The 12,486-nt window shown below is 37.4% G+C and carries 11 protein-coding genes and 1 riboswitch; of the genes, 2 read left to right on the plus strand and 9 right to left on the minus strand.

Translation table 11 applies throughout. From position 1 onward, the window contains the following. Positions 1-73: 73 nt before the first annotated feature. Positions 74-2,548: a replication restart helicase PriA gene (gene priA / locus EV201_RS08695; protein WP_130307194.1), complete on the plus strand. Its 2,475-nt coding sequence runs from the start codon at positions 74-76 to the stop codon at positions 2,546-2,548. Positions 2,549-2,601: 53 nt separating this feature from the next. Here priA and EV201_RS08700 read toward each other — a convergent pair whose 3' ends face one another. The 5 genes from EV201_RS08700 to EV201_RS08720 form a co-directional block, all read right to left on the minus strand. Continuing rightward, a complete protein-coding gene (locus EV201_RS08700; protein WP_130307195.1) occupies positions 2,602-3,519 on the minus strand; it encodes an NAD-dependent epimerase/dehydratase family protein in 918 nt (305 codons plus the stop codon). 35 nt (positions 3,520-3,554) lie between these two features. Beyond that, positions 3,555-4,214 carry a phosphoadenylyl-sulfate reductase gene (locus EV201_RS08705; RefSeq protein ID WP_130307196.1) on the minus strand — a complete coding sequence of 220 codons (660 nt, stop codon included), beginning with the start codon at positions 4,212-4,214 and terminating at the stop codon, positions 3,555-3,557. Positions 4,215-4,360: 146 nt separating this feature from the next. Beyond that, positions 4,361-5,875 carry a GldG family protein gene (locus EV201_RS08710; RefSeq protein ID WP_130307197.1) on the minus strand — a complete coding sequence of 505 codons (1,515 nt, stop codon included), beginning with the start codon at positions 5,873-5,875 and terminating at the stop codon, positions 4,361-4,363. Positions 5,876-5,887: 12 nt separating this feature from the next. Beyond that, positions 5,888-6,613 (minus strand): ABC transporter permease subunit, encoded by a 726-nt coding sequence (locus tag EV201_RS08715; protein WP_130307198.1) that lies wholly within the window; start codon positions 6,611-6,613, stop codon positions 5,888-5,890. Between the two features lie 35 nt (positions 6,614-6,648). After that, positions 6,649-7,578, minus strand: coding sequence for an ATP-binding cassette domain-containing protein (locus tag EV201_RS08720; protein WP_130307199.1), 930 nt, complete (start codon positions 7,576-7,578; stop codon positions 6,649-6,651). A 221-nt stretch (positions 7,579-7,799) separates the two neighbouring features. Here EV201_RS08720 and hxpB point away from each other — a divergent pair, with 221 nt between their 5' ends. After that, on the plus strand, positions 7,800-8,456 hold the full coding sequence (gene hxpB / locus EV201_RS08725) for a hexitol phosphatase HxpB (protein WP_130307200.1): 657 nt from the start codon (positions 7,800-7,802) through the stop codon (positions 8,454-8,456). Positions 8,457-8,534: 78 nt separating this feature from the next. Here hxpB and ribH read toward each other — a convergent pair whose 3' ends face one another. From ribH to ribD, 4 genes are all read right to left on the minus strand, one after another. After that, positions 8,535-8,996: a 6,7-dimethyl-8-ribityllumazine synthase gene (ribH, locus tag EV201_RS08730; protein WP_130307201.1), complete on the minus strand. Its 462-nt coding sequence runs from the start codon at positions 8,994-8,996 to the stop codon at positions 8,535-8,537. Positions 8,997-9,030: 34 nt separating this feature from the next. Then, positions 9,031-10,254 carry a bifunctional 3,4-dihydroxy-2-butanone-4-phosphate synthase/GTP cyclohydrolase II gene (locus EV201_RS08735; protein ID WP_130307202.1) on the minus strand — a complete coding sequence of 408 codons (1,224 nt, stop codon included), beginning with the start codon at positions 10,252-10,254 and terminating at the stop codon, positions 9,031-9,033. An 80-nt stretch (positions 10,255-10,334) separates the two neighbouring features. Beyond that, a complete protein-coding gene (locus tag EV201_RS08740; RefSeq protein ID WP_130307203.1) occupies positions 10,335-10,985 on the minus strand; it encodes a riboflavin synthase in 651 nt (216 codons plus the stop codon). Between the two features lie 25 nt (positions 10,986-11,010). After that, positions 11,011-12,120: a bifunctional diaminohydroxyphosphoribosylaminopyrimidine deaminase/5-amino-6-(5-phosphoribosylamino)uracil reductase RibD gene (ribD, locus tag EV201_RS08745; protein WP_207224422.1), complete on the minus strand. Its 1,110-nt coding sequence runs from the start codon at positions 12,118-12,120 to the stop codon at positions 11,011-11,013. Between the two features lie 121 nt (positions 12,121-12,241). Continuing rightward, positions 12,242-12,356: riboswitch (FMN riboswitch) on the minus strand. Positions 12,357-12,486: the final 130 nt, after the last annotated feature.

A 12,486-nucleotide genomic window follows, 5' to 3' on the forward strand; every position in this document is an offset into this window, starting at 1 on the left:
TTTTTAAAAGTTTTCCCCCTCAAGTCTTGAGATATTCGTCACAAGACATAACTTTGAGAAAAATGTCAGAATTATGAACGCAGGCTCCCTTTTTGCAGATCTTATACTTCCACTTCCCCTAGCTGGCCTATTTACTTATTCGATTCCCTGGGAATTACAGAATGAAGTAGCTGTTGGCAAAAGGGTTGTTGTTTCTTTCGGAAGCAAAAAAATCTATTCAGGCATTGTCAGAAACATCCATTCAAATCCTCCGGAAGGATATGAAGTGAAAGATATTGTTGCCTGTCTCGACGAATCCCCCCTGATCAACAATCTGCAATTCTCATTTTGGGATTGGATATCGGATTATTACCAATGTAATTTAGGAGAAGTCTATAAAGCTGCCATTCCTGCAGGTTTAAAATTAGAGAGTCAAACCAAAATATCATATCGAAAAGATTTTACGGCAGACAAGCAACTCTCAAAAACCGAAGAGTTGATTTTGGGCATCCTTAAAAACTCGAAGGATGTTAATATTCAAACTCTAAACCAGGCAAGTGGGTTGAAAAATGCACTTCCTCAATTAAAAAAACTACTCGAAAAAGGCGCTATTGAAGTTGAAGAACGTGTTTTAAGTTCCTATAAGGAGAAGCAAATTAAATACGTTAAGCTATTTCGGGATTTCTCTGAAAATGAACTGGGAGAAGTCTTAAATGGGCTCAGTCGAGCTAAAAAGCAACAGGAGATCCTATTTGCCTATCTTAACCTGTCAAAACATAGTATCGCTGAAAAACCTGAAAAGGTAACAGCTGCAGAACTTTTACTTTCAAGTCAATCAAGCTCATCGATTTTGAAAGCACTTGTTGATAAAAAAATTCTGGAAATCTATTTCGAGAGTACTGATCGACTGGATTTTTCTGACTCAGAAACTACCCCGCTAAAGGAACTTAACGCCTATCAATCAAAAGCCATATCCGAAATTCGGGATAACTTCAAGTCTAAAAATACGACTCTATTACACGGCGTTACGTCCAGTGGTAAAACTGAGATTTACATTCATCTGATTCAGGAACAAATAAACTTGGGCAAACAGGTCTTATATCTGCTTCCCGAAATTGCTTTGACCACCCAAATCATCAGCCGACTGAAGCGTGTTTTTGGTAACCGGGTTGGCGTATATCACTCAAAATTTAACGATGCCGAACGGGTTGAAGTGTATAATAATATTCAACAGAATAATCCTGAAAAATCCTATCAGGTCATTTTGGGCGTGCGCTCATCTATCTTTCTGCCCTTTCATAACTTAGGTCTGATTATTATCGATGAAGAACACGAAAACACCTACAAACAATTCGATCCTGCACCTCGCTATCATGCTCGGGATGCAGCCTTGTTTTTAGCACATCTGCATCAGGCAAAAACGCTTTTAGGCACAGCCACACCAGCTATAGAAACCTATGCCAACTGCAAACAAGGCAAGTATGCTTTGGTCGAATTAATGCACCGTTTCCAAGATATTAAAATGCCCGAAATACAATTGGCTGATTTAAAAGAAGCCAAGCGTAAAAAACGAATGAAATCCATCTTCACACCTGAGCTCTATGAGGGAATTACACTCGCCCTTGATAATAAAGAGCAGGTGATTCTTTTTCAAAATCGACGAGGTTATGCCCCATTTCTGGAATGTAAGTCGTGTGGTTGGGTCCCCCATTGCGAAAACTGTTCGGTAAGTTTAACCTATCACCAGTACAACAATCAACTGGTCTGCCATTATTGTGGACATAGCACACAACCGCCCAATAGCTGCAAACAATGCGAATCGACTGATATGGTTGACAAGGGCTTTGGCACTGAAAAAATTGAAGATGAATTGCGTGGATTTTTCCCTCAAGCTCGAATTGCACGAATGGATTTAGACACCACCCGTAGTAAATCAGCCTACGAAAAACTTATTTATAAATTCGAAAATCAGGAACTGGATATTCTGGTAGGAACACAAATGGTTTCAAAAGGTCTGGATTTTGACCATGTTTCATTGGTGGGTATTTTAAATGCCGACACCATGCTCAATTTTCCTGATTTTAGAGCCCATGAACGTAGCTATCAAATGATGGCCCAAGTTTCAGGACGAGCGGGGCGAAAAAACAAACAGGGAAAAGTAATCATACAAACACACGACCCCAAACATCCTATTGTTCAGTCTGTCATTAGGAATGATTATTTGAGCATGTATCAAACTCAAATGTCAGAGCGAGAAGAATTTATTTATCCTCCTTTTTATCGATTAATAAATATCACCCTCAAACACAAAAACAATGGAATTTTAACACAGGCTGCCAACGTGCTCGCCAATTCGTTACGAAAAATATTTGGCATTCGCATTTTTGGTCCTCAAGCACCTTTAATCAGTCGTATTCAGAACTATTACATCGTTAATATTCTTTTGAAAATCGAGAAAAAAAGTTCACCTGCAAAAGCAAAATGGATTCTTAATAGAGAGGCTAATAACTTAAAAGCCATCGAACGATTCAAAACGGTAATGATTCAATTTGATGTCGATCCTATGTAAAAAGAGCCACACATCTACGATGTGTGGCTCCCTATATTTTATCTAAATTTCACCTATAAACTTGATGTTTGCAAGTGCTTTTTAAAATCTTCAAGCTCCTCTTCAAAACTAAGTTCAGGACTGGTGTACAAAGCCATTAAGGCATCGTCAGCCTTTGAAATATGGTTGGGTAATTCTAGATGATTGTTCGTGAAAACCATTTCCATATCCGGATTCAATTCTTTCAATGCGTCAATCAAATCTAAAACTGATTTCTGATCATCAACCAAATTGTAGGTTCCTCCTGCCAACTCATGATCAAGTAAATTAGCCAAAATCTCAACCGTTTTATTTAAAGAAATATAGGATTGCTTCTGATTTCCATTTCCTTGAATAGAAATACGACCAACAAAATGAGAATCGAACATATAGCTATTCAAAAGCCCGTCCATATTCAAACTTGCTCCGTAACCATAAACCTCACCCAAGCGAAGGATATGTGTTTTTATCTTAGCCCCTATACGTTCAATATGCTGTTCACCTCTCCTCTTGGAACTTCCCAAAGACGTATTGGGCTCGAAGATTGATTGCGTCGTAAACTCCTGATCAGAATCACCATAGACAGCAATCGAACTTAAATAGATCACTTGCTTCACATGACTTTCCTCAATAGCATAAGTCAGTTCGGCAGTTCCCCAGTTATTCACCTGCTCATGCAAATGATGCAATTTCTCATCATCCTTATTTACAGCAGCTAAATGATAAACCACATCAACATCTTTGACCACCTTATCAAGGCTTCGGGAATCAAGTAATTCCGCTTTTACAAACTTTAGCTTACCTGGCTTTATCTGCGAATGCAAAAACAAATTATAATTGCCTCTGCTAAGATTATCCAGAACAATAATCTCTTTAACTCTAGGATTTTTATCTAACTTGATACAAAGTTCTGTACCAATATATCCTGCACCTCCTGTAATTAATACTTTCATATGCTTATAATATCTAGGGTTTTCAGAATGTTAATCTATTTTTTTTTGACAACCAAATCGGTATTCAAACCACATTCAGTTTTTTTCATACCAAACCAGCGGCTACCTCTGTCATCACCTATCATCATTTTTCTCGTACAAGGTTCACAACCTATACTGTCGTATCCCTGCGCCTCCAACGGATGACGTGGCAAATCCCATTCTTTAAGATATTGGTAAATATCTTTTTTACTCCAATCGAGCATCGGATGAAAACGAATCACATCATGAGGGGCTTCCTGTTCAACTTCCATAGCCTTTCGAACAGCTGACTGATCAGCTCTCACTCCATTAATCCAAACATCATTGTCAGCTAAAACACCGTCAAGAGGCTGAACTTTGTTGATATGACAGCAATGATCGGGATCGGAAGTAAACAAAAAATTACCCTTTGCATCTTTCTGCAAAGATTTCGGTACATCTGATTTGGTATCTATAATATTCAAACCAAATTCTTTTGCTAATTGATCCTTATAAGCGATCGTTTCCGGAAATAAGAAACCCGTATTTATAAAATAAATGGGTATTTCTTTATCGATACGACTTATAATATGAAGCAAAACAATACTATGTGTTTGAAATGAAGAACTTGCAAACATACGTTTGCCTTCACTTTTATATTGTTCAAGTTTTTTCTTAATATTTTCAAAATCCATTCTCTGTATCTTTCTTTTCTTAAAGGATAAAGGTACTACAAATTAGTTTAATTTGATGGCTAAAGAGCCTATAACAAACAAGAACCATTCTCATCGATCAAAATGTAAATTTATCATTTATATTACATTAAGTAATCCTAATCAGACTATTTAACAACCCCATTTTTCATTAATCGTGTTCGTTTTTTACTTCTGCGTCTGAATTGAAGTAAACCAAGAATAACAACTAAAAGCAAAGGGAATAAGAAATTGAAATATTTTATAAATAATACTTTTGAATCGGTTAATTCTTTCAAGGGACGAGATTGAACGCCTTTAGTTCTCAAACTCATCAAGCCAGAATCATCACTCAGCCAATCTATCGCATTAGCAACAAAATTAATATTATCTGCCTGAATGGTAATCTTCTGTTCACCCACTCCATTTACAATAAAATTTCCATCTCCAATGACACAAAGCCGGGCTTCCTGCTCACTAACGATGGGGCCATGAAGTGCTGCAGCAACCGTCTGTCTTGGATATAAGAAGTCACTTGGACCCCAAATCTGACCAATATTGAAACTCACTGGCGCTTTCAATTTTCCGGACATATCCGATGTCCAGGCCAACTCATGATAAACCAAACTAGAATCGCCCACATATTTCAGCGGACTGGCAAATTGTAAAATCATAGCTTCAATACCATCGGTAATACTATGGTCAGAGAATTCTGTAATTAAAGGCAAATAAGGAAAATTATATTGCTGAGGGTAAGAGAAATAACTCTTCTCCTGAACCGTCACCGTACTGCATTTTTTATCTACAATAAAAGCATCTTCAACCAAAATTCCTTTCTCTTCCAGCCAGGTTTCAAGATTCGTATTCACTCCTACGCCAATCCCATGATTTAAGATGCCATTCACTCTATCGATGCCCACAAAAATACCACCTCCGGTTGCCAGATAATTATCTAAACGCCTAAATTCTCTCGGCTTTATTTCTTCGAAAGGGGATAATATCATGATAGCCTTGTATTCACTCAAATCCATACGTGTATTCAAATCTATCGTTTTAAGATCGTATAAAACTGAAAGTTCCTTGGTCATCTGATCCAGTGTTGCAAGAACAGGTTCTCCATGACCAATCACATAACCAACCTTTGGTTTATCCTGAATGGTTAATCGCTTAATAAGAGTAGACAGATTGTATTCCATGGCAATACCAGGTTGAATCAAAGGAATTGTTTCAGATTTCTCCCCAACCTGAATAACCAAACCTAAAAAAACCTTCTGAACTTTCACCTGATCTTTTTCTCTCACCTCTAATGGTACCGGATGAATCCCAACTTCAATAGCTTTCATCTCAAGTTCTTCATTCGAATTGGGGTTGACTTCTTCAATCTCAATGCGTTTCTTACTGTGAGCATTGTATTCAGTAAGCAGATGCTTAAAATCGCGAATGGTTCTACTGATATCCGGAGGTAAGTCTTCAGACACATACATCGTAATAATGATAGGATCCTTAACCTCACGAAGAATTCGCTTTGTTACTTTGTCAAGTGTATAACGCTTGTCAGCTGTAAAGTCAACACGAAAAAAAACGTAGGATGATAGAATGTTTAAAATGATTAAACATGACAGAACAAAAATTAAACGGGCAACAACGTTATCTTTAAATCTCATCTATAAATTCAATTAAGCTTTCAAATTACGAGACACCAAAACTTCCTTAGAAGCATACAAACCAAAAATGATTATCGAAAAGAAATAAATGAAATCCTGAAGATCAAAAATTCCTCTTGATATAGACTCAAAGTGTGTGAACATGCTCAGAGAGCTAAAAATGCTTCCTGCCAGTCCTAAACTTGAACTGGCTACTGTTTCAAAAATTTGGTGAAAGAAAATACCTATAAACAATGTGCTCAATAGCGCAATAACAGGACTTTCAGTTATACTCGAACAAAAAATTCCCAAAGCGATATAACTCATGCTCATCATCAACAAACCAATATAACCTAATATTACAGCCGGATGATCAACAGAACCAATAGACCACAAACTCAGGTAATAGATGATACTGGGAGTCAAAGCCATGAATATAAGCACAAAAGTCGATGTAAATTTACCAAGAATCAGTTGCCAGTAACTAATTGGCTTAGTCAATAATAATTCAAGCGTTCCCCCCTTCAGTTCACCTGTCAGGGATCTCATCGTAAGCGACGGAATAAAAAAGAAAAGGGACCAATAAGCAACCTTAAAAAAGATGCTTAAGTTTGCTTCACCTATGAAAAAAATATCATCCCCATAGAGCCATGTGAAGAATCCACTAAATCCCAAAAACATGATGATTAAAACATAGCCCATTAACGAGTCAAAAAAACCGATCAACTCACGCTTAGCTATTTGAATTATTTGATTCATATTAAAGGTTTAATTTAGATTTTAAAATTAAAAGACTAGTGGGTAGTTAGTTTTCTGAAAATATCCTCGAGCTTTGTCTCTATTGGCGTTAGCTCAGTAATGTAATAATTATTTGCGACACAGGTGTCAAAAATGGCTTTCACCGATGATGTATTGGGATAAGACTGAACTTCCAGAAGTTGACTTTCAAAATCAATAAAATCAACTGTTTCTACACTCTCAATATCCATGATTTTATCAAAAATATCGTTGATATCTCCACCCGAAATGCCAACTTTTAAAATCTCATTCCCTTGTGCCTGTTTTCTCATCTCTATAGCTGTCCCATCAACAACAACCCGTCCGTTATTAATAATCAAAATCCGATCACAAGTTGCTTCCACCTCAGCTAAAATATGGGAACTCAGAATAACAGTTTTTTCCTTACCAATTCTCTTTATAAGCTCTCGTATTTCAACGATCTGATTGGGATCTAAACCAGTTGTAGGCTCGTCAAGGATTAAAATATCGGGATCGTGAATTAAGGCCTGTGCCAAACCAACTCGCTGTTGATACCCCTTTGACAATTCCCTAATCAACTTGTGTTTTTCCCCTTCCAATCCACAAACTTTAACCATATCAAGCAAGCGCTCTTGAATGAGATGCTTCGGAATTTCATGAATTTTAGCAATAAACTCAAGAAATTCGATAATATTCATATCCTGATACAGGGGGTTATTCTCGGGTAAGTAGCCAATATGTTTCTTGATTTTTTCGGGATGCTCGTGGATAGAATAACCTCCAATTTTCACATCACCTTCCTCAGGGGAAAGAAAACAAGAGAGAATTTTCATTGTAGTTGTTTTCCCAGCACCATTGGGACCTAAAAACCCCAGCACTTCTCCAGCTTTCACTCTAAAAGATATGTTATCAACCGCTTTTTGCGGGCCATAACGTTTGGTTAGATGTTCAACTACAATATCCATAATAAAGTATAAATGATTTTAACAAAAATAAAAAATTACCCTCCGCGTCAACATTGAAACACCTTGTTTTAACATAGATTAACGGTGAAATTTTTCTTTTGTTCTTTGATAAAGCAAAATATGCTCGAAAAGTATGCAAGATAAGCAATTCATAAAAACATCAGCTCTTGTCCAAAAATTTAGTGCTATTTTTGCACACAATTAAATCAACACAAAACAGAATGATTAAGGCTGTAATTTTCGATATGGATGGGTTATTGATTGACTCAGAACCCTTTTGGCGCATGAGTCAAAAGAATTTATTCTCTAAACGAGGTATAAACCTGAATGAAGATGATTTTGAAAGCTTCATGGGTAAACGAATCGACGAAGTTGTAGCTATAATATTTTCAAGATTTCCAAATCAGGATAAAACACAAGAAGAAACCGCCGAAGAAATTGTGAATGGTGTTATTGAACTCGTACAAGAAAAGGGCGTTGCCTTATCCGGGGTAAAAAAGACCCTGGAAGACTTGAAAAAACAGAATTATAAAATTGGATTGGCTTCTTCTTCCAACCTAAAAATAATTAAGGCCGTTTTAAAGAAACTTGATATTGAATCCTATTTTGAAGTTGTACACTCGGCTCAATTTGAAGAATATGGCAAACCTCATCCACAAATTTTTATCTCTACAGCTAAAATGTTGGGCGTTCCTCCATCGGAATGTTTGGTATTGGAAGATTCTTTTCATGGTGTGATTGCAGCCCTTGCTGCGAATATGAAATGTATTGCTATACCTGATACAAAAGCCAATAATTTAGCCCGATTTGTTGTAGCCGACCAGGTTTTAAAAAGTATGACCGATTTTAATATCTCAAGTTTGAATCATCAAGCGTAATCAACTCAAAACAAAAAGAGCACTCGATTTCTCAAGTGCTCTTTTCTGTGATTGTGATTCAGTTAAAAAACCTTTTTATTAAAGCTGCTTTAATAAATTAGCCATTTCAATTGCAGATACAGCCGCTTCGAAACCTTTGTTTCCAGCCTTTGTTCCTGCACGCTCTATTGCTTGTTCAATACTATCAGTTGTTAACACGCCAAAAATGACAGGTACTTCCTGATCTAGTGAAACACTAGCAACACCTTTAGTCACCTCACCTGAAACATATTCGAAATGAGGTGTCGAACCTTTGATTACCGCTCCTAAACAAATTACGGCATCATACTTTCCAGACTTCGCCATACGTTTAGCAACCAATGGAATCTCGAATGCTCCTGGCACCCAAGCCAAATCAACATCAGCTTCAGAAGCACCATGACGCTTAATCGCATCGATAGCACCTTCAAGAAGTTTTCCTCCAATAAATTCGTTGAAACGTCCAGCAACAATACCAAACTTTAAACCTTCTGCAATTAAATTCCCTTCAATTGTATTCATTTTCTTAAGATTTGAAATATGTGTCTACTTATTTTTATTTATTTACTTGATTCCATTTTACATCCTGATGCAAGATGTGTCCCATCTTTTCCATCTTGGTATGCATGTAAAATTCATTCTTTTCGTGGCAAGTCATTTCAATTTCTTCACGACCCACAACTTCAAGATTATAACCTTTCAGACCAGCAATCTTTAACGGATTGTTAGTCATCAATCTTAACTTTTTAATTCCTAAATCAGATAGAATAGCTGCTCCAATGCCATAATCACGCAAGTCAGCTTTGAAACCTAAAGCTAAATTCGCTTCAACTGTATCCAAGCCTTCATCCTGCAATTGATAAGCTTTTAGCTTATTTATCAAACCGATTCCACGACCTTCCTGACGCATGTACAACAAAACACCTTGACCTTCTTCTTCGATACGACGTAAGGCTTCCTGTAACTGATCCCCACAATCGCAACGCATCGAGCCGAAAGCATCACCCGTTAAACATTCTGAGTGCACACGTACCAATACTTCATCATCAACATTCACATCACCTTTAACAAGTGCAACATGATGCTCACCCGTAATTTTATTCACATAGCCATGAGCTCTAAACTCACCATGCTTGGTCGGCATTGCTGTTTCTGTAATTTTCTCAATCATCGATTCGGTTTGACGACGATATTCAATTAAATCAGCAATGGTAATCATCTTCAGATTATGCTTCTTGATATATTCTCGCAACTGAGGCACACGAGCCATAGTCCCGTCATCATTCATGATTTCACAAATAACACCAGCAGGATACAAACCAGCCATTCGAGCTAAGTCAACAGCCGCTTCGGTATGACCGGCACGAACCAAGACTCCATTTTTACGAGCTACTAAAGGAAAGATATGACCTGGACGTGTGAAATCGTCAGCCTTAGCTTTAGGATCAACAACCAACTGAATGGTATGTGCTCTTTCATGAGCAGAAATACCTGTTGTACAATCAGCAGCATCGATACTCACGGTAAAAGCTGTTTGCTTGGCGTCAGTATTCTTCTGAACCATCATATCAATATTCAGCTCATCCAAACGCTCCTGAATAATTGGCATACAAATTAAACCTCCAGCTTGACGAGCCATAAAGTTAATTGCCTCCGGCGTTACCATTTCGGCAGCCATCAACAAATCACCTTCATTTTCACGATCCTCATCATCAACCACTACAATCATTTTCCCAGCCTTGATATCTTCAATCGCTTCTTCAATTGTATTAAATTTCATCTCTGTATAGTGTTATTTCTGTATTGTTATTTGATTATATTTCTGGATAGTCATCGAATGACTATTTAATATTATTTTGGCTATAGAAATCCATTTTCCTTTAGAAAATCCATACTAACCTTACTTTCGCGCTTCGGCTCATCCTTATGAAACATGAATTTCTCAATGTATTTTGCTGTCATATCGCATTCCAGATTAACCAGGCTTCCAATTTTCTTTGAAACCAAGGTCGTATCATCCTGCGTCAACGGAATAATTGAAACTTTAAATTGCTTCTCATCAACATAAGCAACCGTGAGGCTAATTCCATCTATAGCTATTGAACCTTTCTCAATCACATATTTCAGAATATTTTTTGGTGCTGAAATACTCACCCAAATAGCATTATCATCTTTTTGTTGAGAAATAATCTCGCCTACACCATCAATATGACCGCTCACCATATGACCGCCCATTCTATCACCAACCCGAAGCGCTCTTTCCAGATTCACACGGCTCCCCGTTTTTTGCATATGAAAATTAGAACGATTCATTGTTTCAGGCATCACATCTGCAGAAAAACCATTGGCATCAAAATCAACGACCGTTAAACAAATGCCATTGGTTGCAATACTGTCTCCTAATTTCACATCATCCATGATTATATTTGCAGCAACTGTCAAACGAATTGAGTTGCTACCTTTCTTCATGGCCTTTATATGCCCTATTTCCTCTATCAGTCCTGTAAACATTCTCTCTTGTATTTACCTTTATACCTTAATAGACAACTTCTCCAACCACTAAAATGTCATTGGCTATATTTTCAAAACGAATATTCTGCAAATTCACCGCATCATTCATCAATTCAATTCCTTCACCACCAACTGGTGTCTTTGCACTTTGCCCGCCAATTATCTTAGGCGCAATATAGGCGTGTACTTCATCCACAATTTGGGCATCGAGCGCTGCATAATTAAGCGTAGCTCCACCTTCCAAAAGAATTCCGTCAATTCCTCTCTCACCTAATTTTAACATGAGATCGTTTAAATCAACTCGTCCATTTTTTTCATCAACGAATAGGACTTCATTCCCTTTTGCCTCTATCCGAGATAGCTTTTCTGTATTTGCTTTTGAACTTACAGCAACAATGGTTTTTGCCTCAGCTGGCGTATTTAATAATTTTGATTCCAAAGGAATTCTAGCTTGACTATCCACTACAATTCGAATTGGATTTCTTCCTTTTTTATTACCAACCAGACGAGTCGTTAAAATTGGATCGTCAGCAATAACTGTATCGACACCAACCATAATCGCCATCAATTCATTTCTCAACTCATGCACTTTGGCTCTCGATTGCTCATTAGATACCCAACGTGAATCACCTGTACGACTGGCAATTTTCCCATCAAGAGTCATTGCTGTTTTCATAATCACGTAAGGCAACTTAGTTTGAATATACTTTAGAAAAACACGATTCATCTGACTCAATTCAGCACTTAAAAAGTCAGATTCAACTTCGATTCCCGCATCCTGCATCAACTTTACGCCTCTTCCTGAAACCAATGGATTTGGATCCAACATCCCAATGACCACACGCGCAATTTTATTGTCAACAATGGCTTGAGCACATGGCGGCGTTTTCCCGTAATGAGAACAGGGTTCCAAAGTCACATACATGCTTGCTCCTTCAACTGATTCTTTAGCAGAACGAAAAGCATTCACTTCGGCATGGGGCCCACCAAAAATTTCGTGGTAACCTTCTCCGATGATTTTATTATCTTTCACTATAACAGCACCAACCAAAGGATTTGGGTTTACGCCACCACATCCTTTTTTAGCCAGATTATAGGCCAGTTGCATGTATTTATAATCCTGATCTGTTCTCAAAATAAAATCTGCTTTAAGCAAAAAACAACAAAAGCCCCGAATAGTCATTACTATTCAGGGCTTAATAATATTATCAACCAATGAGATTTCTCCCAATGGAAACATCAATCGAATTAATGTATGTTTTCTTCTCCCATCCAGACTCTACTGTCGGTACTGGAATCACACCAGTTCAATCTTTCGATTCGCGGACTATCACCGCCGGTCGGGAATTTCACCCTGCCCTGAAGAAACAATAAATATGTTGAAGCGGTTTATAACGATTGCTTCGATGCAAATATATATCTAATTGATTAAATTTCACAATAGAATAATAAATTTGATTTTAATCTTTACAACATCTGTCCAGATATCCGAACAAATCCT

The organism is Ancylomarina subtilis (genome assembly GCF_004217115.1).
GTDB classification, from domain to species: Bacteria; Bacteroidota; Bacteroidia; order Bacteroidales; family Marinifilaceae; genus Ancylomarina; species Ancylomarina subtilis.